Consider the following 18,090-nt stretch of genomic DNA (forward strand, 5'->3'; position numbering starts at 1 on the left):
TTCAGTCCTCGCCGAGCCCTGCTGCCGAGACGGTGTCAGCGCCCTCGGCCTCGAGCTGCTTGTTGAGCAGGCGCAGATCGAAGAGACCTTCGATCGACCCCTTCTTCTGGGTTCCCGCCTCGATGCCGTTCTCGACGAGCGTCTGGAACGTGTCGGCGTGCGGGTCCACCGAGAACGACACGTGCTCGAGCGCACGGGCGATGACGTCGTCCGCCAGCGGCTTGCCGGTGTCCTTCTCGATCTTGTCGTTGATGACGGCGGGCGCCTCGGCGGGGTTGTCGGCGATCCACTGCACGGCGGCCTCGTGGCCCTTCAGCAGGTCTGCGACGACGTCCGGGTGCTCGTCGAGGAACTCCTTGCGCACCAGCAGCACGGTCGTGGGGAACTCGCCGTCCTCCCAGAGGTCGGCCTCGTCCTGCAGCACGTGTGCGCCGGCGTCGATGATGAGGCGCGAGACCCACGGCTCGGGCAGCCACGCACCGTCGAGCTGGCCCTGCTGGAAGAGCGTCAGCGTCTGCGCGTTCTCGGTCGGCGTGATGTGCACGTCGCCGCCGCCCGCGGTGTCGGTCTCGAAGCCCTCGTCCTTCAGCCAGACGCGCGCAGCGACATCCTGCGTGTTGCCGAGCTGCGGCGTCGCGATCGTGGTGCCCTCGAGGTCGGCCGGGTCCTCGATGCCGTCGCGCACGACCAGCGCCGCGCCGCCGGTGGCGGCACCGGCGACGATGCGCGCGGACTCGCCGCCGGACTGGATGAAGGTGTTGATCGACGGGTTCGGGCCGATGTACGTCGCATCGATCGCGCCCGCAGAGAGCGCCTCGATCGCGGCCGGACCGGCGTTGAAGACCTGCGTCGTCACGTCGACGTCGCCGAGGGCGTCATCGAACAGGCCCTCTTCGAGGCCGACGAGCGCCGGCGCGTGCGTCACGTTCGCGAAGTAGCCCAAGCGCAGCTCGGTGACCGATGCGGCGTCGCCGCCGGCGGCGCTGTCGCTCGGGCTCGCCGCTGCGGAGGCGCAGCCGGCCATCATGGCCGCCACGAGTCCCAGGGTTGTGAGTGCTGTCGCAGTGCGGATTTTGTTCACGGTGTCGCCTCCTTAGATTCGGTGTTGCTCAGTGGTGGGTTGTGCGCGACGGATCAGTCGCGCACGATGCCGGCGGCGAGCGTTGCGCCGTCGGACGGATGGATCACGAGGAACGAGCCCCCGTGGCGGCTGGTGGCATACGGCTCGAGCGGCAGGTCGGCCGCCAGCCGCAGCCGCACGCGGCCGATGTCGTTGGTCTCGAGCGTCTGGGCCGGCTCGTGTGTGAGCGCGTCGAGGTCGTAGCGCGACTCGATCTGCGCGACGATGGCCTGCACGGTCGCGGTGCCGTACTTGACGAGGACACGGATGCCGGGGGTCAGCGCCCGCGCGTCGAGCTGGAACAGTTCGGCATCGAACTCGCGGCGACCCGCCGGAAGCGTGCCGGCGGCGACGACGAGCGCGCCGCGCGCGGTGTCGATGTCGCGGTCGAACTCGAGGGAGACGGACTGCGGGGCCGTGGCCTCCTCGACCTCGGTGCCCGCGGCACGGATGCCGGTGACCGTGGTCGCCGAGCCGCCGGGGAAGATCTCGACGCGGTCGCCCACGCGCACGATGCCGCTCGAGATACGGCCTGCCACGGCGCGGTAGTCGCGCAGGCGCTCCGCCTCGGCGGGGTCGATGCCGGGAGCGAGGCCGCCCTGCGGGCGCAGCACGAGCTGCACCGGGAGGCGGAACGGCTCGAGCTCACGCTCGGCGTCATCGGCGGCGGGAAGCGTCTCGAGCAGCTCGAGCAGCGCCGGGCCTTCGTACCAGGGCGTGCGCTCGGAGCGGTCGACGATGTTGTCGCCCTCGAGGGCCGATACCGGGATGACGTGCAGGTCCTCGATGCCGAGCTCGGTCGCCACGGCCTCGGTCTGGGCGGCGACCTCCGCGAACGTCTCCTGCGAGAAGCCGACGAGATCGATCTTGTTGACCGCGACGATGACGTGGGGAACGCGCAGCAGGGCGACCACGGCGAGGTGGCGCTTCGTCTGCTCGAGCACGCCCTTGCGTCCGTCGACGAGCACGATCACGGCGTCGGCGGTCGTCGCACCGGTGACCATGTTGCGGGTGTACTGTACGTGCCCGGGGCAGTCGGCGAGGATGAACGACCGCGCGCCCGTCGAGAAGTAGCGGTAGGCGACGTCGATCGTGATGCCCTGCTCGCGCTCGGCGCGCAGGCCGTCGGTGAGGAGGGCGAAGTCGAACGCGCCGTGCGCGAAGCCGCGGTCGGCCGACGTGCGGGCGACCTGCTCGAGCTGGTCGGCGAGGATCGCCTTCGAGTCGTGCAGCAGACGGCCGACGAGCGTCGACTTGCCGTCGTCGACCGAGCCCGCCGTGGCGAACCGGAACAGCGTGCCATCGGCCCCGGTCGTTGAGCGAGCGAACCGAGACGAAACGCCCTGAGTATCGAGAGACATTTAGAAGTACCCGTCCTTCTTGCGGTCCTCCATGGCCGCCTCGCTGAGGCGGTCGTCGGCGCGGGTCGCGCCGCGCTCGGTGATGGTGGAGATGCCCACCTCGGCGACGATCGCAGCCAGGTCCGCAGCATCCGATTCCACCGCTCCGGTGCAGCTCATGTCGCCGACCGTGCGGTAGCGGACCGTGCGGCGCTCGACCGTCTCGTTCTCACGCGGCGGCGAGAACGGGCCGACGGGGCGCCACATGCCGTCGCGGGCGTACACGTCGCGCTCGTGCGCGAAGTACAGCGGCGGCAGCGCGATGCCCTCGCGCTCGATGTAGCGCCAGACGTCGAGCTCGGTCCAGTTCGAGATCGGGAAGGCGCGCACGTGCTGACCGGGGGTGTGGCGGCCGTTGTACAGGCTCCAGAGCTCGGGGCGCTGGTTGCGGGGGTCCCACTGGCCGAACTCGTCGCGCAGCGAGATGATGCGCTCCTTGGCGCGGGCCTTGTCCTCGTCGCGACGGGCGCCGCCGAAGACGGCGTCGTGGCGGCCGGCGGCGATCGCGTCGAGCAGCGGCAGCGTCTGCAGCGGGTTGCGGGTGCCGTCGGCGCGCTCCTGGAGGCGGCCGTCGTCGATGTAGTCCTGCACGCTCGCGACCTCGAGACGGATGCCGAGACGCTCGACGGTCTCGTCGCGGAAGGCGATGACCTCGGGGAAGTTGTGGCCGGTGTCGACGTGCAGCACGGGGAAGGGCACCTTGCCGGGCGCGAACGCCTTGGTGGCGAGGTGCAGCACGACGACCGAGTCCTTGCCGCCGGAGAACAGCAGCACAGGCCGCTCGAACTCGGCGACGACCTCGCGGATGACGTGGATGGCCTCGGCCTCGAGCAGGTCGAGGGTCGAGAGCGCGGTGGGGGCGGCGATCGTTCCGGTCATTCGTGGAGCCCGCATTCGGTCTTCGAGGAGCCGGCCCAGCGGCCGGATCGGGGGTCTTCGCCGGGCGCGACCGGCTTCGTGCACGGCTCACAGCCGATCGAGGGGTAGCCGAACCCGACGAGGAGGTTCACCGGAGCCTTGTGAGCGGCCGCGTACTCGAGCACGTCGTCGAAGCTCCACGCCGCGACGGGGTTCACCTTGACGAGCCCGTTGCGCTCGTCCCACGTCACCAGCGGCGTGTTCGTGCGGGTCGGCGCCTCGTCGCGGCGCACCCCCGTGAACCACAGCTCGTACCCGCCGAGGGCGTCCTGCAGCGGCGCGACCTTGCGGCGCGCGCAGCACAGGCCGGGGTCGCGCTCGAAGAGCTTCGCGCCGAACTCGGCGTCCTGCTCGGCGACCGTCTGATCGGGGGTGATGTCGACGATCCGCACGTCGAGCGCGCGCTGCACCTCGTCGCGCGTCGCGTACGTCTCGGTGAAGTGGTAGCCGGTGTCGAGGAACAGCACGTCGACACCGGGCAGCTGCTCCGCCACGAGGTGGGGGAGGGCGGCGTCGGCCATCGAGCACGCGACGGCGGCAGCATCCGTCCCGAAATTGCGCGCGACCCACGCGACCACTTCTGCAGCGGATGCCTCATGGTCGGTCAGGCTGCCGAGCTCGATGTTGCCCTGCTCGGCGAGAGCCTGCAGCTCTTCGCGGGTGCGCTTCGTGGCGACGCGGGGGGCGAGGGACACGGTCACTGGAGGGCCTCCTCGTCGGCGCGGTGCGCCCACTGGGCGAACGTCTCGTCGGCGGCGGCATCGCGCTCGGCGAGGAAGCGCTTGACCACCCGCTCGGTGTAGTCGGCGATGCCGTCGGCGGCGACCTTCAGGCCGCGCACGGTGCGGCCGAGGCCGGCGTCGTCGCGGTCGGCGTTCACGAGCCCGCCGCCCAGGTGCACCTGGTAGCCCGGGACCTGCTCGCCGTCGATCGTGACGAGCTGGCCCTTGAGCCCGATGTCGGCGGTCTGGATGCGCGCGCACGAGTTGGGGCAGCCGTTGACGTGCAGGGAGATCGGATGCGGCAGCTCGAACTGCTCGAGACGCTTCTCAAGGTCGAGCACGGCCGCCGTCGCGTACGCCTTGGTCTCGACGATCGCCAGCTTGCAGAACTCGATGCCGGTGCACGCGATCGTGCCGCGGCGGATGAGGCTCGGCCGTGCCGAAAGTCCGAGCTCGTCGAGGCCGGCGATGAACGGCTCGACGTTCTCCTCGGGGATGTCGAGGAAGACGAGCTTCTGGTGCGGCGTCGTGCGCAGGCGCGTCGAGCCATGGGTCTCGAGGAGGTCCGCGAGCTTCGCCAGGGTCGGGCCCGAGACGCGGCCCACGATCGGCGTCGCGCCGATGTAGGAGAGGCCGTCCTTCTGCTTGTGCACGCCGACGTGGTCGCCCTGCGTCAGCGGCTGCGGTGCGGCGGGGCCGTCGGGCAGCTCGTAGCCGAGGTACTCGTCCTGCAGGACCTGGCGGAACTTCTCGGCGCCCCACTCCGCGAGCAGGAACTTCAGGCGCGCCTTGTTGCGCAGGCGCCGGTAGCCGTAGTCGCGGAAGATCTGCGCGACGCCGTGCCAGGCCTGCGCCACCCGCTCCGGCGCCACGAAGACGCCCAGGCGCTCTGCGAGGCGCGGGGTGGTCGAGAGGCCGCCGCCGACCCACAGGTCGTAGCCGATGCCGAGCTCGGGATGCTCGACGGCGACGAACGCGACGTCGTTGATCTCGTGGACGACGTCCTGGCTCGGGTGGCCGGTGATCGCCGACTTGAACTTGCGCGGCAGGTTCGCGAGCGACTCGTCGCCGATGAAGCGCGACGTGATCTCGTCGATCTGCGGCGTCGGGTCGATGAGCTCGTCGGCCGAGATGCCGGCGACGGGCGAGCCGAGGATGACGCGGGGCACGTCGCCGCATGCCTCGGTGGTGCCCAGGCCCACGGCCTCGAGGCGGCGCCAGATCTCGGGCACGTCCTCGACGCGGATCCAGTGCAGCTGGATGTTCTGGCGGTCGGTGAGGTCGGCGGTGCCGCGGGCGAAGTCGGTCGAGATGCCGGCGATGACGCGCAGCTGCTCGGTGGTGAGCTGGCCGCCGTCGATGCGAACGCGCATCATGAAGTACTCGTCCTCGAGCTCTTCGGGGGTCAGGGTCGCGGTGCGGCCGCCGTCGATGCCGGGCTTGCGCTGCGTGTAGAGCCCCCACACGCGGAAGCGGCCGTGCAGGTCGGTCGGGTCGATCGACGCGAACCCGCCCTTCGAGTAGATGTTCTCGATGCGGTCGCGCACGCTCAGGCCGTTGTCGACCTGCTTCCACTCCTCGTTGCCGTTGAGCGGGGTGGTGCCGTCGACCTTCCACTGGCCGTTCGGCTTCGACGACGGGCGCGGCGGGCGCACGGCCGCGCGCGGGCGCTCTGCGGCTGCGCGCGCTTCGGTGTCGTTGATGGTCACGGTGGCCTCCGGGGTGAATCCCGGGGCGTCCCCCGGGCGGGACCCTATCGAGTCCATTGCCTGAGGCTAGAAGCGGGCGCCCGTGAGACCTATCCGAGCGTCAAGTGACGTTAACCGACGTAACGGTGCGTCACACAGTTGCGGCTACGGGCCTTTGTGGACTCGGTCCGACTACGTTGCGGCTTCGTTGTAGCGATCGACGACGATGTCGACGAGGGATGCTGGCGGCTCGTCGTCGCCGAGAAGCGGCGGCGCGACCGGGGCGCCGGCCGCGAGCCGCACGGCGAGGTCGTGGAAGTAGCCCGGGGCGAGGAGATAGTCGGCCACGACGACCTGTTCGGCGCGCGTCCCGGCGTCTGCGACGGCGACGTCGACGCGCGGGTCGGCGGCAGCGAGGAAGCCGACCGTGACATCGCGATCGAGCCGGGCGCTCAGCATCCGTCCGATCTCGCGGCAGTCCTCGTTCGCACGGTCGTCGGTCGAGCCGGCCACAGCGAGCACGAGGGCGTCGTCGGGGCCGAGGGGGTCGAGGCGCGCGAGGAGTGCGTCGACGAGGCGCGGGTCAGGGCCGAGCGCCGGAGCGATGACGACACCGTCGCGCCCCGCGGACTGCTCGATGAGGTCGACCCGCACGTGGTACCCCGCCGAGAGCAGCAACGGCACGATCACGACCGGCGTGCCCTCCGGGATCGCGTCGAGGGATGCCGCGACATCCGGCTGCTGCACGTCCACGTGCCCGAGCCGCACCGTGATGTCGGGCAGCCGCCGTGCGACCGCGTCGACCAGTGCGGCGACCGCGGCCTGCCCCGCCGGCGACGACGTGCCGTGCGAGATGGCGAGGAGCGCGGGCCGTGTCATGTGGCCCATTGTGCCCCGCGCGTGTGACGCGCGTGTGACGGCGTCTCGTCCCCCCCGGGCTGCCCTCGGCCCCCACCCCCCGCCCCCCGCCCCCGGTGCGATGTCCGGACTTCGCAGGATCTCAGGCTGGGTCGCCTGCGAAACCCGGACTGCCGCGGGTCCGCTGGTTGTCTGGGCCCGGTCGGCCTCCGGGCGATGTCCGGACTTCGCAGGATCTCAGGCTGGGTCGCCTGCGGAACCCGGACCGCCGCGGGTCCGCCGGCTGCCTGGGCCCGGTCGGCCTCCGGGCGATGTCCGGACTTCGCAGGATCTGAGGCTGGGTCGCCTGCGAAACCCGGACTGCGGGACACACGCCGAAGGGTGGACCCGCGTGTGCGGGGACCACCCTTCAGAGGGACGGATGCTGCGGCTCAGGCCGCGCCGGACTCCCGGCCGCGGGCGAACCCGGCGTCGAAGCCGCGCTCGTACGCCTGCTGGGTGCGCCGTCCGCCGCGACCGTGGTGGCCGTGACCGCCGTGGCCCTCGTGGTCGTGGTGGCTGTGGCCGGCGTGCGAGTGGTGGCCGTGGCAGCCCTCATCGCCGTGGCCGCGCATGGGGTCGTCGAAGCGCTCGGCCGGGTGGCCGGGGCGTCCGGGAGCGAAGCCGCGGTGGCGGTTGCGGCCGTAGCCGTCGTGGACGTCGGGGTCGAACGGACGCGGGCGCCCGCCGAAACCAGGCCCGAAGCCCCCGAAGCCCGGGCCGAAGCCCGGACGGAAGCCGGGGCCGAACCCGGGGCGCCCGAAGCCGCCGAACCCGCGCTCGCGGCCGGTGGCGTTCTCGTCCCAGCCGAGCTCGCGGGCGATGGCCTCGAGCGAGCCGGTCAGGGCCGCATAGGCCTCGTCGTCGCCGACGGCGGCGACCACACGGGCGCGGAGTCCGTCGACGATCGCCCCGATGCGCTCCCTCTCGGAGCGGCCGAGGTCGGTCAGGACCCACGTGCCGTCGCCCTGCTCCTCGGCCCAGCCGCGTTCCTCGAGGCCGCGGAGGCGCTTGCCCTTGCGGGCGAGACGCTCACGGAACTCGGGGGCGTCGATGTCGCCGGACAGCACGTTGAGCACCATCCAGTCGCGTCGCGTGAGGCCCTCTGCCTCGAGCGCCGTCGCGAACTCGCGTGTCAGCAAGGCGTCGACCGCACGCAGCCAGTAGCCGAGCGGACGGTTGCCGGTGGGGATGTCGTTCTCTTCGTTGTCATTGATGTCGTTCATGGGGAAGTCCTTTCGGGGGCGGCTCGAGGGGCCGCCGGTGATACATGTCGAAGTGCATGTACATGCAGTGTGACATGCATTCCGGATCCATGTCAAGTCGCATGTAAATTGGACTCATGCCGTCCACTCCCGACGACCCCTCCGACGCGATCGCCGCCGCCCTGGCCCGCCTCCGCGGACGACGGGGCCCCCGTCCGCCGTGGATGGAGGGCCCCGGCCCGCACGGGCACGGCCACGCGGCTCCGCACGGCCATGACGCCGACGGCTCGGGGCACGTCCACCCCGATGGCTCGATCCACGGCTTCGCGGGCCGTGGCGGCCGCGGCGGTCCGTGGGGCCGCGGTGGACCGGGCCCCGGCTTCGGCGCACCGCCGTGGCCCGGAGGCGGCCGCTTCGGCGGCCCGGCGCGCATGAGGCTGCTCGAGGCTCTGGCCGCAGCATCCCATCCGCTCTCGGTGGGTGAGATCGCCGATGCCGTGGGCGTCGATCAGCCCCGGGCGTCGCGGCTCGTGCAGCAGTCCGTCGAGCTCGATCTGGTGCGGCGCGAGGCCGACCCCGACGACGCGCGTCGTACGAGGGTCGCGTTGACGGATGCCGGCGCACGTCTGGTGCGCGGCTTCCGCGGCGAGCGGCGCGAGGCGATCGACTCGGCGCTCGCCGCCTTCACCGATGACGAGCGTGCCGAGCTCGCACGCCTGCTGACGAAGCTCGCCGACTCCTGGCCCGGGTCGTCATAGGGGTCGGGGCGGCGTTCCCGCCGACCTCAAATGAGGAGCGTTGCCCAGTTGAGGAGCGACACGCCGACTCCTGCCCCGCATCTCGGCGCACAACCTCAGCTGAGGATGCAGAGACGGCGGCTGCCCAGCGCATACGGGTTGCGCGGCGCGCGCACCCGGCGCCGGGTCAGAAGCTGGTGACGAGGTCGCCGAGCACCGCCTCGAGCTTGGACGGGTCGGTCGCGTCGTAGTAGTGCGCGCCCGTCGCGCTCGAGATGGACTGCAGCGTCGCCACGTCGGCGTCGGCGCCGTAGGCCAGCGTGAAGATGAGCACCGGCGTGGCGTGGTGCATGTCCTTCAGGTTGGCGAGCATCTGGTCGGCGCTGATCGTCGGCGCGTTCGGGGCGTCGTTCTCGCCGTCCGACAGCAGCACGATGGCGTTGATGTGGTCGCTCGACCACGCCGCCGCCTGCTGCGCCGCGAACGTGTCGACCGCCTGGTAGAGCGGGGTGTCGCCCATCGAGGTGAGGCCGCCGAGCGCACCGAGGAAGCCGTCGCGCGACGAGCCGATGTCGGCGACCGGAGACACGAGCCCCGGCACCATGGCCCCGTCCGGCGCCTGCGCGAAGGCCGCGAGGCCCACGTCGTCGCCGTTCGTGAAGTGGCCGACGGCCGCCTCGATCGCCTTGCGGGCCTGGGTGAGCTTCGTGTCGCTCGCAGAGATGGGCTCGTCCATCGACCCCGACACGTCGAGGAGGAAGAGCACGTTCGCGCGCTTGCGGACGTCGGGGAACGACGCCTGCACGGCGGTGACGACGTCCGCTCCGGGGAAGGCGAGGGTGCCGCCCTGGTCGCCGTCGAGCTGCCCGATCTGCTGCACTCCCTCGTCGAGGTCGCGGTTGAGGTCGCGGTAGCCCGCGGCGCGCACAGCAGCCTGACCTTGCGCGGTGTGCGTGAAGCGGATGAAGTCCGCCGCCGCCTCCGACTCGACCGGGTCGATCCACGCGCCAGTGATGCGCATGACCGGGTTGTCGGCCGAGTAGTAGCCGTCGGCAGGATAGATCGGCACGAGCTGCTCCGCCGGCGGCTCGGCCTGCGTGCGCGTGATGCCGTCGCGACTCGTGATGCCGCGGTTGTAGTCCCACACCGACTTCTCGTCGACGATGACCGCCGAGAGGAAGTCGGCAGCGGAACCGGATGCCTCGGCCTGGCGTGCGTGCCAGAGGAAGTGCTCGGGCGTCGCCATGTAGTGGCTCGTCGCCAGTTCGTTCTCATGCACTTCGGCCTGCACGGCGGGGTCCTGCACCTGGGCGGCGGTGAAGTCCGTCATCGATCCGGAGGCGGTCCCGTAGGAGGCGAACATCGCGGCCTCGCCGCTCGTGGCGACGAGCGGGCTCGTCTTGCCGAGCTTGAACGCGCCCCACTCGGGGTGGCCGAGACCGCTCCAGAGGTCGGGGTCGCCCGCCGACTCGAAGATCTGGGCCCAGGTCGGGGCCTCGGCATCCCACCCGATCGCGGACGCGAGGTTCTCGGGCATGGCGAGCACGATGTCGGAGACCGCGACGCTCGTGCCCTCGGCGCGAAGGCTGGTGGCGCCGTCGGCCTGCGCGACGTCGACCCAGGTCGACGAATCGGGCAGCCAGACGGTGGGCTTCTGGTCGTCGGCGAGGTTCGGGAAGCCGGTCGCGACGACGGCGGCGGCCACGCCCGACTTCTCGCGGCTGGTCGTCACCGTCACGCACGAGCCGGCCACGTTGCGCGGCTGACTGTTGTACGCGGCCGCGAGTCCTTCGACCATCTCGGCGTTCTCGAACGACGACAGCACGTTGACGGTCGCGCAGGGCTCCGCGCCGGCGGCGGTGGCGGGCTCGTCCTCGGGGAAGACCATGGGCTCGGCGACGGCCGGCGCCTCGGGGGCGGGATCGGCGGCCGGCTGTTCGGCGCCGGCGAGATTCGAGACGATCGCGTACGACACCGTGCCGATCGAGCCGACCAGCACGACGATGCCGACGATGGTCGCCGCGATGATCCCCTGGCGGCGGCGCTTGCGACGGCGCTCGCGGCGCTCGTCGATCGCGGACGGCTTCGCGGACTTCGGTGCCGCAGCGGGGGTCGAGAAGGTGGGAGAAGGGGTCGGCGAAGAGGCCGAGGGTGTCGGTGTTGTCTTCGGGTCGGAGGTCTGGCCCCTGCGGGGGCCGGGGACGTCCTCGTCGCCGCGCGTTCCATCGCGCATGGGAGCATCCTCAAAAGCGGGTGCGGCCGTGAAGCCGGGCGGGGGGTCACCGGCCGGGTAGTCCGGTCTGGCGACAGCCTAGCCCGAGTGAACGTGCGAGACGAGCGCGAGAAGACCGTGAGATCACCGTGAAGCGGTGTTCAGCATGCCGATCAGAACGGCCGTCCACCAGGCGGTTTGCGATACGACGGCGCTCCAGACGCACCACAACTTCAACCGGGCCGGCAGCGACGAGAAGCGCACCGCGCCAGGCAGCCGGTCGAGTTCGTCGGTCAGCCGCGTCATCGCGACGCCGTTCATCGCGGCCACCAGCACGGCGATCATCTTGATCCCGGTGAGCGGCTGGGAGAGATCGGGCTGGAGGAAGGCGCCGGTCACGAGCAGGCCCGCGATGCCCAGCCAGGCGAGAGCGGTCACGGGGGGCTCGGTGCGCCGCATGTCGTCGAGCGACGTGCGGCGCAGCATCCAGAGCAGTCCGCTCATCTCGAGCAGCACCGCGGCCCCGAGCCCGACGATCACCGATGCCAGGTGGCCGAACAGGGCCGGCGTGTGCAGCCAGTCGTGCGGCACGACCGACGTGCCGATCCACAGCGACAGCAGCCACGCGATCAGCACCCACCAGTACCCGATCGCGCGGCGGTGACGCGCGGCGCGCAGGCGCTCGGCGCGCTCAGCGCGCAGGCGCGGGATCGGCGGGGTCGTCACGGGGCCTCTCGGGTTCGGCGAGGTGAGGGACGCGTGCGCGACGACCCCCCGTGCGCATGCTGCCCGAAAGCGAGGGTATCCGATGCAATGGCTGTCGGGACCGGGGGGGACCGGTCCGCGGGCGTCAGCGGCCGATGTCTTTGGGCCGCAGCTTCACGGGGATCAGGAGCAGCAGCCCGACGAGCAGCACGATCACGATGCCGAGGATGCCGTAGTGCGTCGCGCCGAACGCCGCGATGAACGTCGCCCACAGCAGTGGGGAGAGGAAGCTCATCACCCGACCGGTGGTGGCGTAGAGGCCGAAGACCTCGCCCTGCATGCCGGTCGGTGTGACGCGCGCGAGCAGCGACCGGCTCGACGCCTGCGCCGGGCCGACGGCGGCCGACAGGATGATGCCGCCCACCCAGAACACCGGCTTGCCGCCCTCGCGGAGGAAGAAGACGAACAGGGCGCTGACGATGAGGATCGTGAGCGCGGTGATGATCACCGCGCGTGCGCCGAAGCGGTCGTCGAGACGGCCGGCGATGATCGTCGAGACGCCCGCGACGAGGTTCAGGGCGATGCCGAACGCGATGACCTCCGTCGCGCTGAACCCGAACGACACCGCGGCCAGCACGCCGCCGAACGCGAAGACGCCGGCGAGGCCGTCGCGGTACACCGCGCTCGCGATGAGGAACCAGAATGTCGGCCGGTGCTCGCGGAAAAGCGCGACGATGTCGTGCACGAGCACGACGTACCCCTCGAAGAAGCCGACCTTCCGACGGTCGGGGTCGGCCGGCGACTCGGGCACGAGGAAGACGAACGGCAGGGCGAAGAGCACGGTCCACACCGCCGCGCCGACGGCGATGAGGCGGTAGGCGAGGCCGTCCGACACGTCGAGGCCGAACCAGTCGAACTGGTTGAGGACCACGACGATCGCGAGCGCGATGATGCCGCCGATGTAGCCCATGCCCCAGCCGAGCCCGCTGACGCGGCCGATCGTCTTCGGTGTCGAGACCTGCACGAGCATCGCGTTGTAGTTGACGCCCGCGATCTCGGACGAGACCGACCCGAGCGCGACGAGGATCGCGCCGAGCCAGAAGAACTGCGGCTCGGAGTACACGAAGAAGAGCGCGAACTGCAGAAGCGCCAGCACCGCGGTCGCGCCGACCACCCAGCGCTTCTTCGTGCCCGCTGCGTCGGCGCGCTGGCCCAGCACCGGGGCGAGCAGGAGGATCAGGATGCCGGCGGCGAAGGTGACCCAGCCGTACCACTCCGACAGATCGGCGAGGGCGCCGCAGTACGCGGTCGCCGAATCCGCGGCGCTCGAGCACACCATGTCGCCGTTCGCGTTCTGGGTGGCGACGTCGGGGGGCAGGAACGCGTCGGAGACCAGGTAGAGAGAGACGAAGACGAAGGTCAGGATCACCGAGTTGAAAGGCTGCGTCGCCCAATCCCAGAGCGCCCACGCGAACACCCGCCGACGGGGCACCGGCGTGTCGTCGAGACCGCCGGTGTTCAGGGCCGCGGTCGACAGCACGTGCTCGGTCGAAGCGCCGGGATCCGCCGGTGAAGCGGGCTGCGACGGGGTGCCGGGCTCGTCGGAGCCGGCGGCGGGAGAGCTCATGTCGGTCACACTAAGACCCTTCGGTGAACTGGTGCGGAATCAAAGTAGCGCTCCGAGGGCGCGGGGTGCTTTGCTTCGTTCATGACAGGGGATCCCTCGCCCGAGACGAAGTTCAACGGCCGTCTCGCCATCCTGCTCGCCATGGCGATGTTCGTGCTCGTCGTCGACACGTCGATCATGAACGTCTCGATCTCGGCGGTGGTGAAGGAGCTCGGCACGACCGCCAGCGGCGTGCAGGGCGCGATCGCCCTCGAGGCCCTCGTCTCCGCGGCCTTCATCCTCATCGGCGGCAAGACCGGCGACCTCATCGGACGCAAGCTCGCCTACATCCTGGGCCTCTGCGGCTACGCCGTCGGCGCGGTCGCGATGACGTTCGCGACGAGCCTGACCGCCGTCATCATCTTCTGGGCGGTGATCGGCGGGATCGGGGCATCCCTTCTGCTCCCGTCGATGCAGTCGCTCATCCACGGCAACTTCGCGGGCGCCCACCAGAAGCGCGTCTACGCGCTGGTGGGCGCGTCGGCCGCGATCGCCGCGGCCGTCGGCCCGCTGCTCGGCGGGTTCATCACGACGTTCTGGTCGTACCGGGTCGCCTTCGGCCTCGAGGCGGTCATCATCGCGGTCGTGCTGCTCGGCGCCGGCCTCGTGAAAGACGTCAAGTACACCGGCGACCGCTCCATCGACCTCGTGGGTGCGGCCCTCTCGGTCATCGGCATGGGCGGCGTCGTGCTCGGCATCCTGGTGTGGCAGGAGGGTGGGGGCTACGTCGGCATCATCATCGGCCTCGGTGTGGTCGCGCTGGGCGGCCTGGCGTGGTGGCTCAACTCGCGCAAGAAGAAGGGAAAGCCGGTCCTCCTGGACCCTGCGCTGTTCTCGTCGAAGCCGTTCCGCACCGGCGTGAGCGGGCAGCTGCTGCAGCAGATCGCCCTCGGCGGCACGATGATCGTGCTGCCGCTGTACCTGCAGATGGTGCTCGAGTACAACGCGCTGCAGGCCGGTCTGTCGATCGCGCCGCTGTCGCTCAGCATGTTCGCGGTCGCGATCTGGGCAGGGCGCCGCGCCAAGGGGCGCCCCGCGAACCTCATCCTGCTCGGCTTCTCGCTCGCCGCGGTCGGCCTCATCGCCATCGTGCCGCTGGTGCCCGTCGCCGACACCGGGTGGTGGCTCACGATTCCGCTCATCATCGCGGGCTCGGGCCTCGGCCTCCTGGTCTCGCAGCTCAACAACTACACGCTCTCGCCGATCTCCGACGAGCGCGTCAGCGAGGCCGCCGGCGTCAACTCCGCGGCCGGCTCTTTCGGCCTCTCGTTCGGCCTCGCGTTCGCGGGCGCCATCATGCTGGCGACCCTCGCGGCGTCGTTCACCTCGCTCGCGTACTCGAGCACGGTGCTGACCTCCGAGCAGCAGGAGCAGGTGGCCACGGTGCTCGAAGAGGACGCCGAGCTCATGTCGAACACCGGGCTCGAGCAGCTCCTCGCCGACGAGCCGCCGGAGGCATCGGCGGAGGTGATCCGCATCAACACCGAGGCCCGCCACATCGCGCTCCAGGTGGCCCTGCTCATCCCGATCCTCGCGGCGGTGCTCGGCGTGCTCAACGGCTTCCGCATGCGGCGCCTGCCCGACCCCAAGCCGAACGAGGCCGTGGAGGGGATGCTGGGCGGGTGAGCCGGCGCACGGACCGCGCGCGGGCGCAGCTCGAGCAGGTCGAAGGCGGCGAGCAGGCGATCGTCGCCTACTTCAAGGAGCGCGTGTATGCGACCTTCACGGGCCTCGCCATCGTGCTGGTCGTCTCCTCGAGCGAGCACCCTGAGGCCGACCACGCGTTCTGGGCGCTGATCCTCGGCGTCGTCGGCATCACGGCGGCGGGGTTCGTCTCGGACGTGATCTCGCACCTGTCGGTGCACCGCACGTTCCCGGGCCGCGTCGACCTCCTCATCTCCACGCGGATCGCCGGTGGGGCGCTCGGCACTCTCCTGACCCCCGGCATCCTCCTGCTTCTCGCGTTGCTGGACGTCATGCCGCTCGACGCGGCGCTGCAGGCCTCGGCCATCGTCTACATCGCGACGCTCGCCGTCATCGGCTGGTTCGCGGTGCGCCGCTCCGACCTCGCGTGGTGGAAGCAGATGGTCGCACTCGCCATCCTCGTCGCGCTCGGACTCCTGGTGGTGGGCCTCCAGACCCTTGCGCACTCGATCTGAAGGCAAGTTGAGCCGCCTCGTATCAACTTTGATTTGACGGATGCTGCACCCCAGGCGTATGGTTGAGCCATCGCGACTCAACCTCATGGTGAGCCGCGAGAAGACTTCCCTGTAACCCCGGGTGGCAGCATCCGTCTGCGCCCATATGAAGGAGAGATACACATGGCACGTGCTGTTGGAATCGACCTCGGTACGACCAACTCGGTCGTGAGCGTCCTCGAGGGCGGCGAGCCCAAGGTCATCGCGAACGCCGAAGGCTTCCGCACCACCCCGTCGGTCGTCGCGTACACCAAGGACGGCGAGGTGCTCGTCGGCGAGACCGCCAAGCGCCAGGCCGTCACCAACGTCGACCGCACCGTCTCGTCGGTCAAGCGCCACATGGGCACCGACTGGGGCTTCGACGTCGACGGCAAGCGCTGGACGCCGCAGGAGATCTCGGCGCGCATCCTCCAGAAGCTGAAGCGCGACGCCGAGCAGTACCTCGGTGACACCGTGACGGACGCCGTCATCACCGTTCCCGCGTACTTCAACGACGCCGAGCGTCAGGCCACGAAGGAGGCCGGCGAGATCTCGGGCCTCAACGTCCTGCGCATCATCAACGAGCCCACCGCGGCCGCCCTGGCCTACGGCCTCGACAAGGGCAAGGAGGACGAGCTCATCCTCGTCTTCGACCTCGGTGGCGGAACGTTCGACGTCTCCCTGCTCGAGGTGGGCAAGGACGACGACTTCTCGACGATCCAGGTGCGTGCGACCGCCGGTGACAACCGCCTCGGTGGCGACGACTGGGACCAGCGTCTCGTCGACTACCTGATCAAGCAGTTCAAGGACACCACCGGGGTCGACGTCTCGGGCGACAAGATCGCGCTGCAGCGCCTCAAGGAGGCCGCCGAGCAGGCGAAGAAGGAGCTCTCCTCGTCGACCAGCACCTCGGTCAACCTGCCGTACCTGTCGCTGACCGACTCGGGCCCCGTGTCGCTGTCGGAGACGATCACGCGCGCCAAGTTCGAGGATCTCACCAAGGACCTCCTCGACCGCACCAAGAAGCCTTTCGAGGACGTCATCCGCGAGGCCGGCATCAAGGTCGGCGACATCGACCACGTCGTGCTCGTCGGCGGCTCGACCCGCATGCCCGCCGTGTCCGAGCTCGTGATGAAGGAAGCCGGCAAGGAGCCCAACAAGGGCGTGAACCCGGACGAGGTCGTCGCCGTCGGCGCCGCCCTGCAGGCCGGTGTCCTCAAGGGCGAGCGCAAGGACGTCCTCCTCATCGACGTGACCCCCCTGAGCCTCGGCATCGAGACCAAGGGCGGCATCATGACGAAGCTCATCGAGCGCAACACCGCCATCCCGACGAAGCGCTCGGAGACCTTCACGACCGCCGACGACAACCAGCCGTCGGTCGCGATCCAGGTCTTCCAGGGCGAGCGAGAGTTCACCCGCGACAACAAGCCGCTGGGCACGTTCGAGCTGACCGGCATCGCGCCGGCTCCGCGCGGCATCCCGCAGATCGAGGTCACCTTCGACATCGACGCGAACGGCATCGTGCACGTGTCCGCCAAGGACAAGGGCACCGGCAAGGAGCAGTCGATGACGATCACCGGCGGCTCGTCGCTGCCGAAGGACGACATCGAGCGCATGGTGCGCGAGGCCGAGGAGCACGCCGCCGACGACAAGAAGCGTCGCGAGGCCGCCGAGGTGCGCAACCAGGCCGAGACCCTCTCGTACTCGATCGAGAAGCTCATCAAGGAGAACGAGGACAAGCTCCCCGCCGAGGTGAAGACCGAGGTCCAGGGCGACGTCGACGCTCTCAAGACCGCGCTCGCGGGCGAGGACGACGACGCCGTGAAGGCCGCGTTCGACAAGCTGAATCAGAGCCAGGGCAAGCTCGGCGAGGCCATCTACGCCTCGAGCCAGGCTTCGCAGTCCGCTCCGGATGCTGCGGCCGGCGACGCCGGTGACGGACAGGCCCCGGCCGACTCCGATGAGGACGTCGTCGACGCCGAGGTCGTGGACGAAGAGGACGAGAAGAAGTAACCATGGCGAACAAGGACCACAACCCGGAACCGGTCGAAGAACCGGGCGACGGCGACGAGGTCCGGCCTGAGGATGTGGGGTCGGAGGCGAACGCCTCCGGCCCCGCGCCGCAGGACGGGCAGGACGACGAGCTCACTGTCGACGACATCCTTGGCGCTGCGCAGAACGCCGACGCCGCGGCCGAGGACGCCGTCCTCGCCGACCTCGAGTCGCAGCTGCTGAACGACCTCAAGCGCCTGCAGGCCGAGTACGCCAACTACCGCCGCCGCACCGAGGAGCAGCGCGAGGTCGAGATCGAGCGCGCCCAGGGCGCGGTCGCGAAGGGCATCCTCCCGGTGCTCGACGACCTCGACCGCGCCGAGAAGCACGGCGACCTGGAGCAGGGATCCGCCTTCGCGGCGATCGCCGAAAAGCTCCGCGGCGTCGCCGAGCGCATCGGGCTCACCACGTACGGTGCCGCCGGCGAGGCGTTCGATCCGCAGCACCACGAGGCGATCTTCCAGGTGCCGACGCCCGGCGCGACCGAGACCACGATCGTCGAGGTCGTCGAGATCGGCTACCGCCTCGGCTCGGTGGAACTGCGTCCGGCGAAGGTCGTCGTCGCGGTTCCCGCCGAGTAGCCCGAAGGAG

At 70.5% G+C, this 18,090-nt stretch carries 15 protein-coding genes; 5 read left to right on the plus strand and 10 right to left on the minus strand.

Annotated features, from left to right (window positions below; genetic code table 11):
• Position 1 precedes the first annotated feature (1 nt).
• The 7 genes from ASF40_RS02555 to ASF40_RS02585 all read right to left on the minus strand — a co-directional run bounded on the left by ASF40_RS02555 (position 2) and on the right by ASF40_RS02585 (position 7,971).
• Positions 2–1,081 (minus strand): ABC transporter substrate-binding protein, encoded by a 1,080-nt coding sequence (locus tag ASF40_RS02555; RefSeq protein ID WP_056365889.1) that lies wholly within the window; start codon positions 1,079–1,081, stop codon positions 2–4.
• 53 nt (positions 1,082–1,134) lie between these two features.
• The gene (locus tag ASF40_RS02560) at positions 1,135–2,481 is read right to left on the minus strand and encodes a sulfate adenylyltransferase subunit 1 (protein ID WP_056365892.1); all 1,347 of its coding nucleotides are present in this window, start codon (positions 2,479–2,481) and stop codon (positions 1,135–1,137) included.
• Complete coding sequence (cysD, locus tag ASF40_RS02565) at positions 2,482–3,399, minus strand: sulfate adenylyltransferase subunit CysD (RefSeq protein WP_235560106.1); 918 nt, start codon at positions 3,397–3,399, stop codon at positions 2,482–2,484. It lies immediately after the preceding gene.
• Complete coding sequence (locus ASF40_RS02570) at positions 3,396–4,139, minus strand: phosphoadenylyl-sulfate reductase (RefSeq protein WP_056365898.1); 744 nt, start codon at positions 4,137–4,139, stop codon at positions 3,396–3,398. The genes cysD and ASF40_RS02570 overlap by 4 nt, the downstream gene beginning before the upstream one ends.
• A complete protein-coding gene (locus ASF40_RS02575; protein ID WP_056366748.1) occupies positions 4,136–5,863 on the minus strand; it encodes a nitrite/sulfite reductase in 1,728 nt (575 codons plus the stop codon). Before ASF40_RS02575 ends, ASF40_RS02570 begins: the two co-directional genes overlap by 4 nt.
• 177 nt (positions 5,864–6,040) lie before the next feature.
• A complete protein-coding gene (locus ASF40_RS02580) occupies positions 6,041–6,727 on the minus strand; it encodes a sirohydrochlorin chelatase (RefSeq protein WP_056365901.1) in 687 nt (228 codons plus the stop codon).
• Between the two features lie 410 nt (positions 6,728–7,137).
• Positions 7,138–7,971, minus strand: a complete 834-nt coding sequence (locus tag ASF40_RS02585) for a MarR family winged helix-turn-helix transcriptional regulator (RefSeq protein ID WP_056365904.1) — start codon at positions 7,969–7,971, stop codon at positions 7,138–7,140.
• A 116-nt stretch (positions 7,972–8,087) separates the two neighbouring features.
• Between ASF40_RS02585 and ASF40_RS21400 the strand changes: the two genes are divergently transcribed.
• Positions 8,088–8,708 (plus strand): MarR family winged helix-turn-helix transcriptional regulator, encoded by a 621-nt coding sequence (locus ASF40_RS21400; protein ID WP_235560107.1) that lies wholly within the window; start codon positions 8,088–8,090, stop codon positions 8,706–8,708.
• Positions 8,709–8,874: 166 nt separating this feature from the next.
• Here the strand turns inward: ASF40_RS21400 and ASF40_RS02595 are convergent, their stop codons facing one another.
• The 3 genes from ASF40_RS02595 to ASF40_RS02605 all read right to left on the minus strand — a co-directional run bounded on the left by ASF40_RS02595 (position 8,875) and on the right by ASF40_RS02605 (position 13,231).
• Positions 8,875–10,920, minus strand: a complete 2,046-nt coding sequence (locus ASF40_RS02595; protein WP_056365907.1) for a vWA domain-containing protein — start codon at positions 10,918–10,920, stop codon at positions 8,875–8,877.
• Positions 10,921–11,043: 123 nt separating this feature from the next.
• Positions 11,044–11,625 carry a hypothetical protein gene (locus tag ASF40_RS02600; protein WP_056365910.1) on the minus strand — a complete coding sequence of 194 codons (582 nt, stop codon included), beginning with the start codon at positions 11,623–11,625 and terminating at the stop codon, positions 11,044–11,046.
• Positions 11,626–11,749: 124 nt separating this feature from the next.
• Positions 11,750–13,231: an MFS transporter gene (locus ASF40_RS02605; RefSeq protein ID WP_056366753.1), complete on the minus strand. Its 1,482-nt coding sequence runs from the start codon at positions 13,229–13,231 to the stop codon at positions 11,750–11,752.
• An 81-nt stretch (positions 13,232–13,312) separates the two neighbouring features.
• On the opposite strand from ASF40_RS02605, the gene ASF40_RS02610 reads away from it, so the two are divergent.
• The 4 genes from ASF40_RS02610 to ASF40_RS02625 all read left to right on the plus strand — a co-directional run bounded on the left by ASF40_RS02610 (position 13,313) and on the right by ASF40_RS02625 (position 18,080).
• The gene (locus ASF40_RS02610; RefSeq protein WP_056365914.1) at positions 13,313–14,896 is read left to right on the plus strand and encodes an MFS transporter; all 1,584 of its coding nucleotides are present in this window, start codon (positions 13,313–13,315) and stop codon (positions 14,894–14,896) included.
• Complete coding sequence (locus tag ASF40_RS02615) at positions 14,893–15,429, plus strand: hypothetical protein (RefSeq protein ID WP_056365917.1); 537 nt, start codon at positions 14,893–14,895, stop codon at positions 15,427–15,429. The genes ASF40_RS02610 and ASF40_RS02615 overlap by 4 nt, the downstream gene beginning before the upstream one ends.
• A 162-nt stretch (positions 15,430–15,591) precedes the next feature.
• Complete coding sequence (gene dnaK / locus ASF40_RS02620; RefSeq protein WP_056365919.1) at positions 15,592–17,460, plus strand: molecular chaperone DnaK; 1,869 nt, start codon at positions 15,592–15,594, stop codon at positions 17,458–17,460.
• 2 nt (positions 17,461–17,462) lie between these two features.
• Complete coding sequence (locus ASF40_RS02625; RefSeq protein WP_056365922.1) at positions 17,463–18,080, plus strand: nucleotide exchange factor GrpE; 618 nt, start codon at positions 17,463–17,465, stop codon at positions 18,078–18,080.
• Positions 18,081–18,090 lie beyond the last annotated feature (10 nt).

It is taken from the genome of Microbacterium sp. Leaf288 (assembly GCF_001422925.1).
Classification (GTDB): domain Bacteria; phylum Actinomycetota; class Actinomycetes; order Actinomycetales; family Microbacteriaceae; genus Microbacterium.

Excerpts from the sequence above, each read along its gene's own strand:
- ASF40_RS02560 (WP_056365892.1), bottom strand. The coding sequence starts at position 2,481 with ATGTCTCTCGATACTCAGGGCGTTTCGTCTCGGTTCGCTCGCTCAACG.
- cysD (WP_235560106.1), bottom strand. The coding sequence starts at position 3,399 with ATGACCGGAACGATCGCCGCCCCCACCGCGCTCTCGACCCTCGACCTG.
- ASF40_RS02580 (WP_056365901.1), bottom strand. The coding sequence starts at position 6,727 with ATGACACGGCCCGCGCTCCTCGCCATCTCGCACGGCACGTCGTCGCCG.
- ASF40_RS02585 (WP_056365904.1), bottom strand. The coding sequence starts at position 7,971 with ATGAACGACATCAATGACAACGAAGAGAACGACATCCCCACCGGCAAC.
- ASF40_RS21400 (WP_235560107.1), top strand. The coding sequence starts at position 8,088 with ATGCCGTCCACTCCCGACGACCCCTCCGACGCGATCGCCGCCGCCCTG.
- ASF40_RS02595 (WP_056365907.1), bottom strand. The coding sequence starts at position 10,920 with ATGCGCGATGGAACGCGCGGCGACGAGGACGTCCCCGGCCCCCGCAGG.
- ASF40_RS02605 (WP_056366753.1), bottom strand. The coding sequence starts at position 13,231 with ATGAGCTCTCCCGCCGCCGGCTCCGACGAGCCCGGCACCCCGTCGCAG.
- ASF40_RS02610 (WP_056365914.1), top strand. The coding sequence starts at position 13,313 with ATGACAGGGGATCCCTCGCCCGAGACGAAGTTCAACGGCCGTCTCGCC.
- dnaK (WP_056365919.1), top strand. The coding sequence starts at position 15,592 with ATGGCACGTGCTGTTGGAATCGACCTCGGTACGACCAACTCGGTCGTG.
- ASF40_RS02625 (WP_056365922.1), top strand. The coding sequence starts at position 17,463 with ATGGCGAACAAGGACCACAACCCGGAACCGGTCGAAGAACCGGGCGAC.